The sequence below is a fragment of the Carnobacterium funditum DSM 5970 genome (assembly GCF_000744185.1).
In the GTDB taxonomy this organism is placed as follows: Bacteria; Bacillota; Bacilli; order Lactobacillales; family Carnobacteriaceae; genus Carnobacterium_A; species Carnobacterium_A funditum.
In genome coordinates this window covers 84,692-104,526 of record NZ_JQLL01000001.1, presented here as the reverse complement: position 1 = coordinate 104,526, position 19,835 = coordinate 84,692, and the positions used below count along the sequence as shown (strand labels likewise).

Genomic DNA, 19,835 nt, shown 5'->3' with positions numbered 1-19,835 from the left:
TTCCCGCTCTTTATCCTCGCGTCACTACCTATCATACCAAAAAACAATCCAAAGCTAAAGCCGCCCAACATTTTTTTGCAAAATAAAAAAGACCGGACTTAGCTATTTACAAAAACAAGGTCTTGTTTCTTATAAACGGCTTTTCTCGATCTTCTTTAGTCTCTTTATTTTTCTTGGTCAGCCTCATAAACAATGCCTGCATCTTTACGCAAAGATGTCATTAAAAGATTCACTTGGCGACTTAATTCTTGCCAGTCGGAGTAATCTTTTAAAGCTCGTTTATCAGTAGGCTGATTAATGACTCTAGCAAAAGCTTGTGCTTCTTCCATCATTGGTGCTTCGGTTACAGATTGTGAAACGGTCTCTTTCAAACTAGTTTTACGATCAATCACATCAATTGCAGCTATGCCTGCAATGCCATCTATTGAAATCGTTTGGTCTAAACCATAGATTTCAGAAGGCAAATAAGAATTAGCTATTTTTCCAGTTTGGATGGTTACATCAAAATCGTTGTAACGTAAGAGAATCATTCCTTTGCCATCTACTCCAGTAGCTATTTTCGTACAAAAGTATTTGCTTGTATTTGGCACGCCAAACCAAGATAATGCAGCATAAATAGGGTATACCCCTAAATCTGCTAAAGCTCCACCTGAATATTTTAATGAAAAGATATTTGGCTCGTTGCCTGCTAATACTTGATCGTAACGAGAAGAAAACTTCATGTACGTTAAGTTAGCTCCTTGAACGTGTGCTATTTTTTTAATTTCTTCTTTAACAATTTTAAAATTCTCTTCATGAATATGACGAGCAGCTTCAAATAAGAAAACGTTATTTTCTTTTGCTACTTTTATGGCAGCTTCCCATTCTTTAGGGTTTGAAAACATTGGCTTTTCAACAATCACGTGCTTTCCTGCTTTCATAATCGTTAAAGCTTGTTCAAAATGCAAACTATTCGGTGATGCAACATAAATAACATCTAGTTCTGGGTGGTTAGCATACGTATCTAAGTCCGTTTCAAAAACAGTCGCTTGGTATGGATCTCCAAACGCTTTAGCTTTTTCAACCGTTCTCGAATAGACTCCAGTCATTTGATACAATCCTGTTTTAATGGCTGCATCAACAAATTGGTTCGTAATCCAGCTGGTTCCAATAATTCCTAAACGTAACTCCATAGTTATTCTCCTCCAAGTAGATTAAATAATCTCTCTATTTTTTATTTGATTTCAATTTTAGACAACCGAATGTCTCATTTTATCATAACAAATTTTAATCGATTTAGAAAGAATGTTCCTCTTGAGGGTTATTACCGATCTGTTTAGTTTGATTTAATCATTTTTTAATTCATTTGAATTTATCTATCATCTCTTCAATCCGTTTCCAATCTCTTTTCGTCGGGATAGTTTCTATGCCAATGACTTTTTTTGTGAAATCCATTTTTTGTTTCATCCACTTTACATTATGATCCGTCAAGACTATCTGAATATCTTTATGATAAGAGGCTATTTCAGTGGCTGCATAACACGTTACCAATGTTGGAAACCGGGCTTGCAGCATATCGCTTATAAATAATTCTTGGTGTATTCCTATATAAGAAATAACTAAAATTTGTATTTTTTCTTTTTTCGAAATAATTTGAGGCACTAAGCTTTTCCAAAAAAGGATTAAAATAAAGATAAACTCATCTAATTGTACCTCACGTACCCAGGAACCTTGCGGATACTGTTTTACCGTTTTACTTACTATTTCTATAAACTCTTTAAACATTTTTAATGATGGGCCATATAATCTTCTTTCAGGACTAAATAACAAGTTACTTGGTCCTTTAAAAAAATCATGGTAAAAACAATAGCCAATTAAATTGGTTATCAAAAGAGCTTGGTTCTCTATTTCATAGCCGGTTTCTTTTTTTATCTTTTCTATAAAAGAAGAAACGTCTTTGTGTGCGGATTGCAATACTGGATCGCTAGCTAGATTTTCTATATTAAATTCTCGATGATTATTCCAAAAGATGTACATCATAAAAGTCTTTTCTCTGTTGGGTACTTCAAAAGGTAGCTGCTTTACCAACCTACTCAGTACCTGTTCTATACTCGCATTAATTACTTCGGGTATTGCATAGTTATCTTCTATAAAGTGACCTTTGCTGACTCGATCTGAACAAACGGTCATCCAAATTAATGTTCTATGATGCGTCAAAAAAGAATAAGGATAAGCCTCTCTTTCTCTTTCAAGTTGTTCAAGAAAATGATTTGCGGTGTTTTTTAATGGATGCTGGAAATCATTCATGTTCGAAGAGTAATATTCACTAAGAAAAATACTATAAAAATACCGAATTTGTTTCTCCATTCCTGTGATTTTGATTGGATTTGAATGGATGATCAGATCATATTCAGCTAAAAATAGATTGATTTGTTTCAAATTTCGATTAATGGATGATTGGCTCGTATACAATAATTCGGATAAATCCTCGCAAGTTGTTACGTCTAATTCAATTACTTTTTTTATGATTTGGAAATTCAAACTACTTTCCACTAAATCTTTATAAATTTCCTCCATATGAAATAAATCTGAAGTAAATAATTTGACGCCTCTTTGCTTAGATGTTTTGATAAAAAAATTATCTTCAGAATGGCTGTTTATCATCTGAATATCCGCAATCAGTGTTCGTCTTGAGCATTTCAAATTATCGGATAACTTTTCAATTGTCCGCCAAGTATCATCAGAAATCAAAATTTCAATTAACTGAAGCCTTCTAAAACTAGCAGCATCTAGTAATTTGCTCAATGCCATATCATTATTCCCCTCCCAAAAATAACAAATTATCTCATTGTCTTATAATTAAAGTATACCAGTTTTTTAATAAAGTAACTATTATTTAGTTTTATTTAATTTAATGAAAAAGAAAAAAACCGTAGCGTACCCGCAGACGGTTTTTTAGAGGGCCTATATCATTGAATTGTTTGATACGAGGACAAGCTGTTCTATCCGACAAGTGTTTGGCTTGGTTTAAACTTGACTGATAAAGGGGAAGTTTTATTTAATCTCTTGCTATTTTTCCCTTTGACATTGTGATTAAAAAGCAAAGAACAATCGTCATGTTTTTTTGTTTGCCAAACTAAACGGTGCATAAGTACCAACTGTTCGGAGAGTTTGCTTTTTATTTCCAAGATCGTGCTGAGTCAGTTTCTCTTTATCAAACTGAGCAAAAAAATGGTGATTTAATCTAAGAGTTTTAATCTAGCAAGAGGATTAAAACCTTTTCCTTCAACCTTAAGCTAAGGCCTTTGTCCAGCTTTTTTGTTAACGCCACTGAACAACTAACAGTACTCTTAACTTCGGCTTGAAGATTGAATAGGTGTTCCGGGTGTCCCAGCTGCTCACGGCATCACTCCTCCTGTTATTTATCTATGTAAAATATACCATTTATTCGTTAATTAGTCATTTCAATCCTTTCACATGGATAGGTAAAATGTGAATGAGAAAACAATGAGAAAACATAGGTATTTTATGAAAAAATCACATAAAAAAAGAAAGAAGCTAAGAGCAAAAAGCTCTTCTTCTTTCTTTAATTAAAATATGCTGAGCATACTGGTTTTTAGCCATTAAACTTTCTGCGTTTCTTACGTTCTAGTGTACCCGGTATGTTGTCTCTTAATCTTTTCTTATCATTTTTATCCATATCTAAATCATTTAAAAAGTCCATATCTTCATTATCTAAAAAGAAATCAAATATATCTGCATTTTCTCTAATCCGATCTTTATGACTAGATTTTGGAATTGGCACAGTTCCTCTTTGAACTGCCCAACGCAAGGCGATTTGTTCAGGTGTCTTATTGTGTTTTTTTGCTAAAGTCATTGATCTATTTTCTTTGCTAATGTTTCCTTTTTTTATTGGACTATAAGCCATCGAAACAATGTTTTCGCTATCACAAAAATCATTTGTATCCTGGCCACTTTTACCTGGGTACATTTCAAATTGATTGACTGCTGGTCGTACTTTAACTTCTTCTAACAAAGGCACTAAATCAGCTCGTTTAAAGTTTGATACACCAATTGAACGTGCACGTCCTGATTCATAAATAGATTCTAACGCACGCCACGTGTCTAAATTCACTGCATCATCTTTGTCTGGCCAATGAATCAATAATAAATCAACATACTGTTGATTCAATCGGTTTAAACTTTCATCAAAAGATTGGATTGCTTGATCAAAACCCATATCTGTTTTCCATACTTTTGTTGTTAAAAATATGTCCCCACGCGAAATACCCGCGTTAATAGCTCGATTGATTCCTTTTCCAATATCTTCTTCATTATCATAAACAGAAGCTGTATCAATTAAACGATAACCATGAGTAATAGCATAAAACACAGCATCTTCTGCTTCCTTACCCATCATACCACTTGTTCCCAGTCCAATTCCTGGAATGGTATAACCATTGTTTAAGGGTGTTCTGTCTAGTAAGCTTTCAACCATAATGATCACTCTCCTCTTTGTGCTACCTTTAGTTTAACGAAGTCTAGATAAAAACTCAAAAGAAAACACTTACAAAATCCAAAAAAATAAACATGCCTTCTCATTCTTATGAGATAGGCAATTTTGCTGAATTATTTATATTGCAATCAATCTAATGTAACAATAACCACTTCAGGACGGTTATTGAAACGGAAGGGAAAGGTTGAATTTCCGATACCTCTACTAACAATCATCCTATTACCAGGCATTTCTGAATCATAATAGACACCATCAGTGTATTTAGGCCATTTGCCTTGTCCTGGAGAAAAAAGGCCACCTACAAATGGTAGTCTAATTTGACCGCCATGAGCATGTCCGCTCAAAATTAAATCTGGTGCTTTGGTCAAATCCATCAAATAATCCTCAAATAGTTCTGGATGATGAGCTAATAATATTTTGGGTTGTTGCTGCATCCCTTCTGTTAACGAAATACCTCTGAGAATCGGTCTTGGAGCCCTATCAAAATCCTCTTTTTCAGATAAGCCCATCAGAACAAACCCATCTTCTTCAAATTCAATCCATTCTGCTTCATCAATTAAGACTCTAACCCCAGCTGTCGTTAAGATATCTTCCCATTCTTGGAGATAACCCCCGTTTGCATCGTGGTTTCCAGTTACCGCATACGTTGGAGCAATAGAAATCAATGACTGCGCTAAGTTTTGCAATTTCGTTTCTGGCAAATTGCCTCTAACGTCGACTACATCCCCAGTTAAGACAATCACATCCGGTTTTTCTAACGCTACTTTTTTTACTAGTTGCAACATCGACACGCCTTGTCTAGGCAAATGTAAATCTGATAATTGAACGATTTTCTTGCCTTTTAACCCTTTACCTGAACTCGGTAATTTGATATGAAAATGTTTCACTTGTATCCATTTATTTTGTACCACAAGATAGATTCCTAGTGATATAAGTAACCCTATAATAATAAAAAAACTATTCCATTCTGACATAAAAATTCCTCCAAATAATAAAACATTTCACTGTTTCTATCTTCTATAAGTCTACTTTTAACACTCTTTTCACGTTGACTTATTGCTGTATTTTTATTTTACCACAGATTCAAATGGAAAGCGTTTTTATCTGCACTATGTTATACTAAAAAAGAAAGAGGTGATCACAAATGGATAATTTAGGGACCGGTAAAGGACATGAAAACACTGTTCGTGATGCAGCTGCATTAAGAACGTATATAAATGATGAAAATCTAAACGAGTTACCTGAAGAGGAGCTTGATAGAGAAACTAAAGAAGAGCCTAAACCAGAAGACTTCGAACCTTTCAAAGACCCAGAAAAACTAAAAAAACTAAAAAAAGAAACACCTTCTGAAGATAAAGAAAGCAAATAAATAAAAATAAAATTCGCACTTTTTTAAATTAAAAAGTGCGAATTTTTTCTATTCTTTTATATAATCTGTCTCATCTTTTTTAACAGCGGGATTGTCAGCAAGTGGTTGCTCTTGTTCACTGTCAATTGGATTATCTTCTACTTGCTCTTCTTGTTTTATTTCAGGCAAATCTGTTTCAGAAGGAGATTGTTCTATCGGTTTTGATTCTTTGGAGTTTGGCTCATTTTTATTTTGAGGTGGAGTTTCTTTTACACTCTCATTTTCCAGTGTATTAGACAAGTCTTTTTGGCTATCTGATAACTTTTCTTCATCAAGTGGAACAGATAATAATTTGATTTTCAATTTGCTTTCACTGGCTATCTTTAAATCTCGAGTTATTACCAATTTGTAGCCGCTATCACCTTCTATGGTAAACTCAAGTTTTGCTTCAGATTCTGCTAAGTTATTTGTTGTAATATCTATATAACTATTATTATCTGTATCTGTATTTTTATGAACAGATAGATTAAATTGTTCCCCATTTCCAATAATTTTAGCTATTAGATCTTTATAAACTAACTGTACTTTAGCTAAAGGAAAATTACTATTGTCACCAAATTTTAGTGACTTATCTCCACTGATAGAAGTAAACCAAATTTTATTTGTCTCTATAGGTGACATGTTACGATTTTTCGAAAAATCTTGATCCGTATTTAAAAGTAATCGTTTAACCATTAATGGTAAGTCGCCTTCATCAAATTCAAATTCTTTGTTATCTCCATATTTAATAGACACTTTATATTCAATTTTTTCTGATAGTAAATGCTTAAATTTAGGGTTCCCATCAAACGAAAAAGTTAACTTAATAAATTGGTTGTTGTCACTTATTTCTTCTTTTATATTTAGTCCCTTTGATTCAGCAATGTCCATTCTGATTTTCACATAATCTTTTTCTTTTACATATTTTTTAGGTAGTTCTATATATAAAATATTATCATTTAAGTTGTGAACCCAATTGCTGGATTCTGTTTCACTGACATACATAGTTCTTTCAAACTGACTATCGTTGTATCGGATTTCTTCCTTAGTTTCCCAATTTTTATCATCAGAAGCTGGCCAATAATAATTTGGAATTTCTGGTCCAGTTATATCATCTTTTTCATTAATCCATTTAATATTATGTCGTGGATTGTAAGATTAAGCTATACAAATAAAAAAGCCATTCGTGATACACTCTAATTGTATTTCCAACCATAGAAAACAAGGAGTGATCACAAATGACCTATACCCATATTACCATGGATGAACTAGTGATGATAGAAGCTTATTACCATCAAGGTATTCCAGTTGCTAAAATAGCTGCTTACTTGAATCGTACTCGAACACCGATTAATAATGTTATCAGGTTCTTCAGAGCAGGACATACAGCTTTCGAGTATTACCTACGGTATAAGAAAAACAAGAAGCAGTGTGGACGCGAAAAAGTTGTTTTACCAGAAGAACAACATCTTTATATCAAGGAAAAAGTAGCTGAAGGCTGGACGCCTGATGTCATTATTGGCCGTAAAGAAATGACAATAGACTGTTCCGTACGAACACTTTATAGACAATTTAAAGAAAAAACATTCGATGAAGCTACCCTTCCAATGAAAGGGAAAAGAAAGCCTAACGGACATCAAGAACGTAGAGGTAGACAAGCTTATAAACGAAATATCTCTGAAAGAATAATAGATTATCCAACATTTAAAGAAGAATTTGGTCATATCGAAGGAGATACCATTGTAGGTGTCCGCCACAAAAGTGCGGTCATTACTCTAGTAGAGATTTTATCGAAAGCTATCATTACCTTAAAGCCCAAAGGGCGTAAAGCCTGCGACATTGAGAGTGCTATGAATCAATGGTTCCAATCCATACCAAAAAAATTATTCAAATCAATTACTTTTGATTGCGGTAAGGAGTTCTCCAACTGGAAATCTTTGTGCAACCAGCATGATGTCGCTATCTACTTCGCTGACCCTGGAACGCCTTCACAACGAGCTTTAAACGAGAATTCTAATGGGCTTCTTCGAAAAGATGGATTGCCAAAAGAAATGGATTTCAACGAAGTTGATCAGGCTTTCGTATCGTCTGTTGCACACAAACGGAATATAATTCCAAGAAAGTCATTAAATTACCAAACACCGCTGGAAGTTTTTATGAGTTACATGGATGAAGATATTTTGTATAGCTTAATTTGACAAATCAGATGTTTAAAAGAAACTGTATCATGAAACCCCGTATTAGTAGGTTCAGCTGCGTTAGCTAAAACTAACAAAAAAGTTACGGTCACTTCTAGTTCAAGGTCTTTTTCTGGTTTAGCATCGCTTTGAATGGCTATTGAAATAGGTAGTTCTTTATTTTGATCTGGTACAAGAATATAATCATCACCATTAGTATTTTTCAAAAAGGTATATTCTCCAGTTTTACTTGTTGTGACAGATTGAATCATATCTTTTTTATTAGAATCAGCTTCCAAGATAACTTTTACATTATCGGTATCTTTAGCTGGTTCAGCTGAATCTTTTTCTGATACCGTAATCTTATAGGCTACTTTCCCATTCAATGTGCCGCTATTCTTTAAAACATGCGAAGAAAGATTAAGCGGAGTGTTACCTGAATAAGCTATGCCATTAACGGTCTCGTCATTCGCTGGCAACAAAGCTAGATTCCCTAGTTTTAATTGAATACCTATCTCTGTACTAACAGAATCTTTGAAATGAGCACTTGCAGATAACGAAGGAGTAAACAAAAATAAAACCAAAATGATACTTAAAATAAGCATTAATTTACTATTCTGTTTTACTTTTATCATTTCATTTCCTCCTTCAGTTAAATAAAATCCCAAATAGACTGAGTCTACTTAAGGATTTATTGATTATTATTTATTCAGTTACTTGTGTAGCTTCAACTACAATATTTTTTTCCATATATTTTAGAATAGCTCCATCCTCATTCTCTTTTTCTTTTCCAGTAATATTGTATTCGTTACCTAAATCTTCAGGTACCTTAACCACCATTTTGAACTCGGTGGTAGCATCCTTAAAAAGTTTTGTACCATTTGAATCAAAATTATCACTTATTGACTCAATAGCAATTTTATAAGCACTTTTTTCAGGTGAATATTCATTATTGTTGGAAACCTTTATCGTTGTTGGCAGACTACCAGTATTCTCTACTTTATACTTTTTTGTAAATGTATCTCCAGGGCTAATGTTATTCAGATTAATTTGTTTGCTATTCTCTTTATTACCTTCAGCTGTACTACTACTATAAACCCATTCGTTTTCTATACTTGTAATTTCAAGATTACCTAATTTAAGATCTATCCCTACATTCGCTTCTTTAGTATCTCCGAATAATGCCCATGTTCCATAAGCCGTTCCAGCCATCAGTAAGATGACTCCCAATAACAACGATAATTTCTTTTTCATTTTTTTATTTCCCCCTTGACATTATTTAATTTCTATTTATTTATTAGTCAACTCAATATATCTCATATGTTATTTTTTATCAAACGTTGGCAATTAACACCTTTCAGATTAATATACATGTTGATTTCCAAACTAAAGTTTATTTAAATGCTCAAAATAATTAATTTTACATCGCCATTATTAGTTTTTATATCCGTATTAATCATTTTTCTAGTTTTTTTTTTACTAATTGATTACTTATCAAAAATCATAATAGTAAACTATTGTCTTTCTAAATAGAAATAATTGTATACACTCCTTGTATTATTTTTTATTTTATAATTATTGTTTTTTATTTTTAATTTATACGCATCTAAACTCACTAAAAAAACTTTTTATTTTAGACTTAACTTTTTTAAAAAATAGCCGATTAAAAGAAAATCAAAAAAAATAACGATAAAATGAATTTTTATTCATTTATCGCTATAAAGAGTGATTTTAGTGTATAAATATTTTTTTGTTGTTTTTCTTTTCTTTTTTCATATTTTAGACACATTCTAGTGGCGTACTTTCTATTTCTTCTTTTTATCGAAAGAGCTAAAGATAAAATAACTCCCTATTAATACAATGTATATCGCTATCATATAAGGTTTTTGTAGCAAAAGGATGATGCGACCGATATACGGTAAAGCCAGTTTTAACGTCCCTATATAGTCTCTTTTTGTTACTTGGCTGTTATCTTCTACTGTATTGGCATCACCCTTAGTGGTTAAACCAGCAGTGGATAATTTGATCACTCTATGGGTAATAACCCTATTCTCCATTTCAAATGTCACGACATCATTTTCTCTAATGGTTTGATAAGGATGGTCTTTGACGATAATAAAGTCACCCGGTGTCAAAACAGATTCCATACTGCCACTTAAAATAATATAGCCTTTGTATCCAAACAACCCTTTTGAATCTGGAGCAGATAAAAAATTAAGTAGCATAATAAAGGTAAACAAAGCTAGTAATACTATCCCAATTCCTTGTATAGCTTTTTGAAAAATTTTCATCCCTTATCCTCCACTTGCTTGCGTTATCTTTTCATTTTTTAAACATGGTAGTCATTTTCAACTTCAGAAAATAAATTAACGTCTCGCTCTAATTGACTGGCTGATAGATTTGGACGAATAAGATGAAGTGTTTTAGAGGTATGATAGGCATTTATTATACCAGTCAATACTCTTTCTTTTGCCGATTTTCTTTTTTTGTAGGCATAAATAATTCCTGCACAGCCAGCTTCGTTTAAACCCCAATTGTAACTTTTATTTGCATCATGTGTATTTTCGTATTGATAAATTTTCTTTTTATCTGTAATATACGTTACCATTTCATCATTTTTAGTTACAGCTACACTTTTTAAGCCGAAAGTTAACCATTTTAAAGCGGCTTGCTTCATTTCTTCTGCTGTATTTACAGGCATGTCAAGATAAGCTTCTGTTTCATCGTATTTTACAATTAGTAAATCTACTCCGTTTAAACAAGTTGGTAAATTTTTCATTCTGGAAACAGAAACAGAGATTAAAATTAATGGAATCTGGTATTTTATTTTAAATGAAATCAATAGTTCGAGCGTTTCTTTAGGTAAATTCAAGTCTGCCACCAAGTATTCGGCTTCTTTTAGAAGAGAGAAGTTTTTGCTTAACCATTCAGGTGTCATATATTTGTAGATATTCATATCTGTCAAGCCAAATTCAACAGCCCCATTTGTATCTAATACTTCAACAAAGACACCCGTTGATTCGTTTTCAATCATATCTACTTGTGAAACATCCATAAAGTGTTCTGAATGTTCTTTAATTTGTTGCCAACATGCATCATTGCCTGCAATGGAGAGGAGAGTCGGTTCAATACCTAAGCGACCTAAATTTTCTGCGACATTTCGAGCACATCCACCAAATATAAACCGTTCTTTCGCATCAGTTATTGTTCCCGTAGTAAAGGGTTCTTCTAAGCTATAGCGTCTGTCAATATTAGCCGCACCAATACAAATTACTGGTTTTTTCTCAACAAGAATATACGCTTTTCCTACAAGATAGTCTTTTTTTACTAAACCAGAAATGAGATTTGCGATAGTTGAGCGTGATAAACCAATTTGATCAGCTAAGTCTTGTTGACTGATATAAGGGTCTTTTCGAATAGCAGCTAAAATTTTCTTTTCTCTTTCATTTAGTATCATTACCTGGCCCCCTGTTTTCGATAAAAAACTTTATTTATTTAATTATTAGTTTATAGTGTTATCCTATCTTGTGTCAATAGTACTCGTTATTAAAAGAGTTATCTGATGCCTAAATAAGTCAAAAAAAAGTCCTCCTGCACAATTGTGTAGCGAACTTTTTTTAACCCTCTTTTTAAAATAGGCCTTTCGTATTATTTACATCTAACGTAAATAGTACTCCGTTACCTGGCTTTTCTATTTCCATCGCATAACTAATTGATGCGACAATCGCGTCTGTCGTTTGTGCCTCGGTTAAGATTAGGACAATTTCTTTTTCTGGTTCGATATCCATTGAAAAGAGTTTGCTCATTTCGTGGCTACCCGCTCCTCGACCATTAATGACGGTTCCACCTTGAGCGCCAGCCGCAACTGCTGCTGCAATAACTTCTTCCGATCTTCCAGAATCCACAATAGTAAAAATGGCTTGGTACATAACTTGATCAACCTTTCTGCTGATTGCATTTTGTGAATAAACACACTGTTTGTTGCCTAAAAGATTGGCAATCGGAACGGTAAAAATAATGCCTTGATTGCGCTTATCTAAATTTAATTTTTTAGTGAAATCTTCGAGTGCTTCTTTTACTACTTTTTTGTCAGCTGCTAAAATCACAATTTCTTTTCGAACATCCTCTAGTCCTAACAACTTAAGAACATGATTCTTAATGGTTCCTTGTCCATAAAAAATAGTTCCTCCAGAAATACCATTTTGCTTCCCGATTTTTAATACTCTACTGCCTTTTCCATCATTAACAATAACGCAAATTATTTCATAGTCTATTCTAAGAATGACATCATTTTTTATTTCCATTTTTTTGAAGTCCACCCTTTCTAGATTTCAACTTAAAGATCAACCCGAGTAATTGCAACGTAATGATTGGCATCATAGCGACCATCGCAATCATTCCAAAACCGTCCATTAATACATCTGCTCCTTCAATCGCTTGAGCCGCTCCTTGGACAAATGCCAAAATAAACGTTGCTGTCATTGGACCTGAAGCAACACCACCGGCATCAAAAGCCATTCCCACAAACATTCTTGGTATAACGTACATTAAACCAATAGCCAGCATATAGCCTGGCAGCAACATATGCCAAAGCAGTAAATTAGGGATTAATATCCGTACCATCGACAACAGTACAGCTGTCCCAACACCAAGTGATAAGGCTAATAAAATAATTTTCCGTTTCACATAACCTTGCGTTACTTCTTCAATTTGATGCGTTAAAACGTACACTGCTGGCTCTGCTAATATCGTCACCAATCCTAACACAAAAGAAATTAAGAGTAAATAAACCGGGTTATCCCGTGAGGCAATGGTGTAGCCAATGACACTACCGACTTCCATAAAACCAGCATTGACTCCTACTAAGAATAAAACTAACCCGATAAAAACATAGACAACACCTTTTAAAATTTTTATTAGCTTCTTTTTAGATAATTTTAAAAAGAACAATTGATAGCCTATAAAAATAGCTAAGATTGGAAACAAGGCTATAAAGATCTCTTTTGAAATCGTTGGAATTGTTGTGATAAACGATTGAAGGATCGAGATGGTTTCATTTGGATTCACGTCTAAGGCACCTTGGACTTCTCTTTCTCCTCCCAAGATATTCATTAGCATCACAGCAATAATCGCACCGGATGAAGCGATACCTACCAATCCAAAACTATCTTCTTTAGATTTTTTCCCTACTTTTTTTAATGAGGAAACACCTAAAGCCAGTGCCAACATAAATGGAACCGTTAAAGCGCCTGTTGTTGCACCTGATGCATCAAATGCTATCGACAAGAACTCGTTGGATGTGAATAAAGATAAAATAAAAATTACGAGATAAATCCCTGTCAACATTTTGTACAGAGGAAAACTAAATACTATTCTAAGTAACCCAATTGTTATCATTACTGCAATTCCCAGTGATACATTTAACAAAATACTGTTACTCGATATAACGCCACCTGTTACCGCAGCAATTTGTTTGCCTAAAATATGCAAATCAGGTTCTGCTATGGATATAAAGAATCCCAACGCTAATCCAGCGACAATAACAACCCAGATTTTATTGCTTTTAGCTACTCCTTTACCTAACTGAGATCCTATTGGAGTGATTCCAATATCTGTTCCCAATAAAAAAATAGCCAAACCAACAACAATACATAAAGCCCCCAATAAAAACTTTATCAATAAGTTTGTTTCCAAAGGTGCAATCGTCAGGTGTAAGATAATAACAATGGCTACAATCGGTAACACGGCTAATAAAACTTCTTTAAACTTCTCTGTTAAACTATTCAAATGAAACACAATCCCTCTCTTTTTACTTTTCAAAAATTACTTTTCTAACTTTAACTAACTTATTTCGCTATTGAACTTTGATTGCTTACCTAATGTCCACCTACATTAGAGGCAGTGTTTTAGAATACCTACGCATGCAGCACATCTTTCACCTGATTTTTCTTCTCTACTATAAAACATGTACCGATTTCATAGTGCTAATTAGCTTATCATTTCCTGTTGGTGTACAAAAATAGCCCAGTGAAAGATATTCCTTCTCCGACACTGGTCAAAGATCAACCAACCTGTATCAGCTAGGTTCAACTAACTCCTCACTGGTACATTTAGATTTAAAAATAGCTCAGTTGCCTTACTTCGTGCTCTAACTTGTCGATCTGATAGAGTACAGTAACTAAATTTTTATATTTTTCAACTGTTTGCTAAATAATAAAATATGAACTGTCGCTTAATGCTAGTAGTAAGGGACTTTTTATCTATTTCATCAAAAATATGGATTATGGTGCTTTTTCCAAGGTGAGTTACTTTTTTCTTCTTATTATATTATATAGTGTAGCATATTAAGTTGTTTGTGAATCATAAAATGCCTTTTGTATAGGGATTTCGTGTTTTTCAATAAAAAAAATAAGCTTGATTTTCAGTTACGAAAATCAAGCTGACTCATTTATTCAATCGGTTAAAACTTGCAATAGGGATACCTTCCTATTTATCTTGCTCTTTTTCTACTTTTGCTTCTATTTTTTCTAGTTGACGTTTGGCAAACTCGCGACCGCCAATACCGAATGAAATAGCAAAGGCTACGGATAGTCCTCCAAGAATCAATAAGAAAGCATAATTAACAATACTTGTAGCAAACTTCAGTTGATCAAGTCCCATGAAGACTGCCATTACGATTAGAATATACTTAATAATGTTCCCTGACATACGACTACCAGTTGTTTGAGTAATAAAGTTTCCTAATAATGTTCCACCCATTAGACCAATGCCTAGAATGATCAAGGCACTAAGCACAAGTGGCAAGTAAGCAATAACTGCTGTCCCGATAGTATTTAAGACTTCTAAGTTTAAAACATTCAACGCTTCAACAACAAAGAATACAATTAGAATAGCTTGAATAATTTGTCCAATAACTTTAGCTAGGTTAAAGGTTGTCGTCATTGTTCCAGAAGTTTTCATGTATTTATTTAACTTATTAATACCCGTTCCTTCTAGCAAACCTGAAATTAAATCTCCAACAAACTTAGCTAACACAACGCCTACGCCAATTAAAATAACGGCTACAATCACGTTAGGGATAGCTGCTAAGACTTGATTTAACACCATAATAATTGGTTCTGAGATACTTCTTATTTGCAATGTTTCAAGTGCTACTGTAACAATTGGCACAAGTATAATGATATAAACCACGTTTGCTAATACTTTAGCAATTGTCATTTTTTGTTCTACAGAAGGAGTTGCATCATCAGCAACCTCTTGAGAACTTGTGATTTTAGTAATCCACTTATCAATATTTAAAGTAATGAGTAAATTGTACACTAAATTTTTAACAAAACGTCCGATGAAAATTCCAAGTGCTAGGATAACTGCTGCTGCGAATAATTTTGGTATAAATGATAACACTGAATCAAACATATTTGTAATCGGTGATGCAATAGCGTTTAAGCCCAACATACTTAGCACGCCAGGTATGAAAATTAACCAGACCAAGTAATAAAGTACTTTACTAATCGAATCAATGGTATTGTTTGCTTGTTCGTCTGAACTTGCTAACCCCCATTTTGTTAATAGGCGATTAAAACCAGCTGCCTTCAAGCCTTTTTGAGAGCCCTTACGTACTAAAATGGCTATAATCCAAGCTAGTATTAATAGTGCAATGGCTCCTAATAATGTGGGTAAAAAGCCCATAAACGAATTGAATCCTGTACTAATCGAATTTGTAAAGTCGTTCATACATAACCTCTCCTTTTTTTATATTTTGTGAACTCTTTATGACATTTAGTATAACCTATGTGTGTCCATTTATAAAACAATACCCCTTTTTTTCACCAATTACTTTTATATTTGACAAAAATGAGGAAGGGCCATTTTTTTTCTACCTATTACAGGTTTCCCTATAACCAACCAGTTGACTTACTATCAAGAGATTGATATCTTTGATAAGATACTTTTTTTCAGAAAAAACTATCTTATGGTATTACTTAAGAAGAAATTAGATTAGAAAGAAGGAAAGATATGACTCAAACAAATAAACTCGAAACTGAAAAAATTTCTTCTTTGTTACTTGAATTTTCTATCCCAGCAGTCATTGGGATGTTTGTTAATGCCGTTTACAACATCGTAGATCGAATCTTTATTGGTAATGCTCCTGGACTTGGCTCTTTGGGTTTAGCGGCTGCTTCGATAACATATCCCATTACTTTAGTGATGATTGCGTTTGGTTTGTTAGTTGGAGTAGGTGGAGCAACTCGTTTTTCTATCAGTCTGGGTAGAAAAGAAACCACCAAAGCACAACATTATTTAGGAAACGGTGTTGCTTTAGCCATCATTGCAGGTTTATTGTTTACTATATTAGGAAATATTTTCTTAGAACCAATCTTAAGAAACATTGGGGCTAGTCAAGCTGTTTTGCCTTATGCCACTGAATACCTTAGTATTATTTTATTTGGAGCTGTTTTCCAGTGTCTGGCAATGACTATGAATAACTTTGCTAGAGCAGATGGCAATCCTCGTATCTCAATGATTAGTATGATGATTGGGGCTGGTTTTAACATCATCTTTGATTATATCCTGATTATTCAATTAGGCTGGGGTATGAAGGGTGCTGCTTATGCTACTATCGGAGGACAATTTTTATCGGTTATTTGGCAATTGTCTTATTTTACTAGTAAACGCAGTAATGTCCATTTAACTTTACGGAATATGAAACTGAAACTAACTTATGTAAAAGACATTTTAACAACCGGTATCCCGGCTTTTTTGCTTCAGATTGCGAATAGTATTTTAAATGTTATCATTAATGCAACCTTAGTTAAATATGGCGGTGACGTGGCTATTTCAGTCGCTGGTATTGTTACAAGTGCTGTCACACTGATTATTATGATGGTTTCTGGATTGACTCAAGGTTTACAGCCAATCATTGGTTTCAATACCGGAGCAGGTCACATTGATCGTGTAAAACAAGCTCTAAAACTAGCAAGTATTGCTGCATTCATTATTACCACTACCGGATTTTTAGTTATTCAATTTTTCCCAGAGTTTGTTGTTAGTCTTTTTAATCAGGAAACGGCTGTCGTTTCTTTAGGAGTCAAGGCCATCCGTATTTGGACTCTTGGTTTCCCACTAGTCGGGCTTCAAATTGTCTGGTCTAACTACTTTCAAGCTGTTGGAGAAGTTCGTTTAGCGAGTTTCCTAAATCTTGCTCGTCAGTTGATATTCCTTGTTCCGCTGGTCTTAATCTTATCTTCAATATTTGGTCTATACGGTGTCTATGCCGCTGTTCCCATTGCTGATTTACTTGCATTTTTTGTTACATCCTACTTTATCAGCAAAAAATTGCCACGTTCAGGGAAAAAACTGCTTTAATTTCTTGTAACATTTCATTGAAATAAATCAAGGCTTTATTGAAAGTTTAGCTTGTGTGTATTATCATTAAGATGCTAACTAATTGGACTATTTAAAAAAATTGAAGATGATGCGAGGGGAAAAATAATGTATAAAATGATTGCTCTTGATGTCAACGGTACATTGCTGACAGATCAAAAAGAATTAACCAACGAAGTGATTGAAGCTATTAAGAAGGCCCATCGAGCTGGTGTAAAAATTGTTCTTTGTACTGAACGTTCTTACGATGGTATCGTTAAAGTTGTTCACGATCTTGGAAATCAATTTATTGACTATGCGATTTGTTTTAACGGTGCTTTAGTAAAAGATGCTAAAACACATACGATTCTTTCTCGGGTAAATCTTACAAGAGAGGATTTGTCTTATCTTTATCTGCTAAGCGAGCGTGCGGGTTGTTCTGTTCATTTTAATGATGAGCATTCTATTTGCACACCTAACCAACACATTGGGAAATATACCATACAAGAAGCCTACTATAACAATGTTGCCTTGTATTACCGTAATATTTATGATCTTCCTGAAAAATTTGTGCCTTCCAAGGCCATTTTTAGTGAAGAAAAATTAAAATTAGATACCTTCATTAATCAACTTCCAAAAGAATTTTTCTCCAGATTTCATGCGCTTAAAAGTGGTCCGAATTTTTTTGAAATTTTAAATAGTACGGCAAGTAAAGGTAACGCACTTAAAGCTTTATGTGAACGTCTTGATATTGATCAACAAGATGTCTTAGCTATTGGAAATCAGGATAATGACTTATCTATGCTAGCTTTTGCAGGAAAAAGCGTCGCTATGGGAAATGCTGATAAAATAGTCCTTGACATTGCTGATGATGTAACGGGAACGAACAACCAAAATGGTGTCGCAACAGCTATAGAAAAATATATTTTAAATTAAAAAAACAAGAAAACAGGTTCTACTTCAACTAAAGTAGAACCTGCTTTCTTATTATCATTACACAAAAAATGACCGTGCTGAGTAAAAAAACTCAACACGGTCATTTTTATACAGTCGGAATTAACTACTTAAAAAAATGATACCTTTTAGTCTTTATACGATTAACCTATTATTTTTGTTTGTATTAAGCTTCTGCTGCTTCTCTTTTTAATGCTTGTACCTCAGATATTTTAACAAATGGAGCATAAATCACTACCGAAATAGCCAAGTTTACTGCTGCTAATACCCCTCCAGCAATACTTTGTGTAGCCAATACTCCACCGATAATTGGCGGTGTTACCCATGGTGGCATCGTAACTGCTGCAGGTACTAAACCAAGAGAGGTTGCAAAGTAAGCTACAATTACTAAAACAACAGGTGTCGAAATAAACGGAATAAACATAATTGGATTCAATACAATCGGTAAACCAAACAACATTGGTTCATTTATATTGAATAATCCTGGTGCTGTACTCAATCCAGTAACAATTTTATAGGCTTTATTGCGACGTCCAAAGATAAAAATAGCGATAATTAAACCTAATGTTGCTCCTGTACCACCTAAGTTTACAAAAGAATCAAAGAATGGTTTGTTTACAATAAATGGTGCAATTTCTCCATTTGCTAATGCCTCAGCATTTGCGGTAATAGCTGGTGCATTTATTGACTGCATCAATGGTTCAATCATATTAGCGCCATGCAAACCGAAAAACCATAAGAATGGTGTTATGAAAGCTAATAAAATAGCTGACGGTAATGTGTTTGCTAATCCAAGAAACGGTTTTTGAACAAGATCGTAGAATGATGTCACAATATCCGTAACACCGAAAGCTCTGAAAATCGTGTAAATTAAGCCAAAAATACTAATAGTAATAATAGCCGGCAATAAAGCTGCGAACGAACGAGCAACAGCTGGCGGTACTCCTTCAGGCATTTCGATAACAAGTTTTTCGTTTCCAACTAAACGAGAAAATATTTCAGCTGATACCATAGCAATAATCAAGGCGATAAATAGTCCATTTGAAGACATACCCGTTGCTCCGCCGATTGTAAAGAAAGACGCAAGTGAAACAACCCCTGCTGAAATACCGTCTTTACCGTAGTGATGAGCTAAGTTTCGCGCAACTAAGAATGCAATGAATACAGACAAAATACCGAACGTACCATTCCAAATGGCTCCACCAAAACTTTTCCATAGTTCTTCTCCGAATGTATTGTTCATAAAGTCTTGGAAAAACGGAATGGGTAGATTGTTTAATAATACCGCTAACGATCCTAAAATTAATAATGGCATGGTAACTACAAAAGCATCTCGAATAGCTACCAGGTGTCGTTGTGCTCCTATTTTAGCTGCGTGAGGGATAAAGTATTTTTCCATAAATGCTATAAAGCGATCCATTATATTTGCTCCTCCAAAGGTTTCCCTTTAATTATTTCG

At 33.9% G+C, this 19,835-nt stretch carries 17 protein-coding genes; 4 read left to right on the top strand and 13 right to left on the bottom strand.

Features of this window, described 5'->3' with window-relative positions:
• Positions 1–164 precede the first annotated feature (164 nt).
• From BR44_RS00455 to BR44_RS00440, 4 genes are all read right to left on the bottom strand, one after another.
• Positions 165–1,172 (bottom strand): Gfo/Idh/MocA family protein, encoded by a 1,008-nt coding sequence (locus BR44_RS00455; RefSeq protein ID WP_034549633.1) that lies wholly within the window; start codon positions 1,170–1,172, stop codon positions 165–167.
• Between the two features lie 169 nt (positions 1,173–1,341).
• Complete coding sequence (locus tag BR44_RS00450) at positions 1,342–2,790, bottom strand: AcpB/EbpR/MafR family transcriptional regulator (RefSeq protein ID WP_034549630.1); 1,449 nt, start codon at positions 2,788–2,790, stop codon at positions 1,342–1,344.
• Positions 2,791–3,595: 805 nt separating this feature from the next.
• Positions 3,596–4,477 carry an aldo/keto reductase gene (locus tag BR44_RS00445; protein WP_034549627.1) on the bottom strand — a complete coding sequence of 294 codons (882 nt, stop codon included), beginning with the start codon at positions 4,475–4,477 and terminating at the stop codon, positions 3,596–3,598.
• A 146-nt stretch (positions 4,478–4,623) separates the two neighbouring features.
• On the bottom strand, positions 4,624–5,469 hold the full coding sequence (locus BR44_RS00440) for a metallophosphoesterase (protein ID WP_034549624.1): 846 nt from the start codon (positions 5,467–5,469) through the stop codon (positions 4,624–4,626).
• Between the two features lie 170 nt (positions 5,470–5,639).
• Between BR44_RS00440 and BR44_RS00435 the strand changes: the two genes are divergently transcribed.
• Entirely contained in the window at positions 5,640–5,864 is a 225-nt protein-coding gene (locus tag BR44_RS00435; protein WP_034549621.1) for a hypothetical protein, read from the top strand.
• 48 nt (positions 5,865–5,912) lie between these two features.
• Here the strand turns inward: BR44_RS00435 and BR44_RS00430 are convergent, their stop codons facing one another.
• Entirely contained in the window at positions 5,913–6,887 is a 975-nt protein-coding gene (locus tag BR44_RS00430) for a hypothetical protein (RefSeq protein WP_034549619.1), read from the bottom strand.
• A 233-nt stretch (positions 6,888–7,120) separates the two neighbouring features.
• Between BR44_RS00430 and BR44_RS00425 the strand changes: the two genes are divergently transcribed.
• A complete protein-coding gene (locus BR44_RS00425; RefSeq protein ID WP_034546336.1) occupies positions 7,121–8,080 on the top strand; it encodes an IS30 family transposase in 960 nt (319 codons plus the stop codon).
• On the opposite strand, the gene BR44_RS00420 is transcribed toward BR44_RS00425, so the two are convergent.
• From BR44_RS00420 to BR44_RS00390, 7 genes are all read right to left on the bottom strand, one after another.
• The gene (locus tag BR44_RS00420) at positions 8,044–8,694 is read right to left on the bottom strand and encodes a hypothetical protein (RefSeq protein WP_034549618.1); all 651 of its coding nucleotides are present in this window, start codon (positions 8,692–8,694) and stop codon (positions 8,044–8,046) included. The genes BR44_RS00425 and BR44_RS00420 overlap by 37 nt on opposite strands.
• Positions 8,695–8,764: 70 nt before the next feature.
• Positions 8,765–9,313: a TasA family protein gene (locus tag BR44_RS00415; RefSeq protein WP_034549616.1), complete on the bottom strand. Its 549-nt coding sequence runs from the start codon at positions 9,311–9,313 to the stop codon at positions 8,765–8,767.
• A gap of 551 nt (positions 9,314–9,864) precedes the next feature.
• A complete protein-coding gene (locus tag BR44_RS00410; RefSeq protein ID WP_034549613.1) occupies positions 9,865–10,350 on the bottom strand; it encodes a signal peptidase I in 486 nt (161 codons plus the stop codon).
• Between the two features lie 38 nt (positions 10,351–10,388).
• Positions 10,389–11,516: a PfkB family carbohydrate kinase gene (locus BR44_RS00405; protein ID WP_034549610.1), complete on the bottom strand. Its 1,128-nt coding sequence runs from the start codon at positions 11,514–11,516 to the stop codon at positions 10,389–10,391.
• A gap of 172 nt (positions 11,517–11,688) precedes the next feature.
• Positions 11,689–12,363 carry a P-II family nitrogen regulator gene (locus BR44_RS00400; protein ID WP_034549608.1) on the bottom strand — a complete coding sequence of 225 codons (675 nt, stop codon included), beginning with the start codon at positions 12,361–12,363 and terminating at the stop codon, positions 11,689–11,691.
• On the bottom strand, positions 12,347–13,879 hold the full coding sequence (locus tag BR44_RS00395; protein ID WP_245592900.1) for a DUF1538 domain-containing protein: 1,533 nt from the start codon (positions 13,877–13,879) through the stop codon (positions 12,347–12,349). Before BR44_RS00395 ends, BR44_RS00400 begins: the two co-directional genes overlap by 17 nt.
• Positions 13,880–14,545: 666 nt before the next feature.
• Entirely contained in the window at positions 14,546–15,793 is a 1,248-nt protein-coding gene (locus tag BR44_RS00390) for a mechanosensitive ion channel (RefSeq protein ID WP_034549607.1), read from the bottom strand.
• 282 nt (positions 15,794–16,075) lie between these two features.
• Here BR44_RS00390 and BR44_RS00385 point away from each other — a divergent pair, with 282 nt between their 5' ends.
• Positions 16,076–17,425: an MATE family efflux transporter gene (locus tag BR44_RS00385; RefSeq protein ID WP_034549606.1), complete on the top strand. Its 1,350-nt coding sequence runs from the start codon at positions 16,076–16,078 to the stop codon at positions 17,423–17,425.
• 126 nt (positions 17,426–17,551) lie between these two features.
• The gene (locus tag BR44_RS00380) at positions 17,552–18,358 is read left to right on the top strand and encodes a Cof-type HAD-IIB family hydrolase (protein ID WP_034549604.1); all 807 of its coding nucleotides are present in this window, start codon (positions 17,552–17,554) and stop codon (positions 18,356–18,358) included.
• Between the two features lie 184 nt (positions 18,359–18,542).
• On the opposite strand, the gene BR44_RS00375 is transcribed toward BR44_RS00380, so the two are convergent.
• A complete protein-coding gene (locus BR44_RS00375) occupies positions 18,543–19,796 on the bottom strand; it encodes a PTS sugar transporter subunit IIC (protein ID WP_034549603.1) in 1,254 nt (417 codons plus the stop codon).
• Positions 19,797–19,835 lie beyond the last annotated feature (39 nt).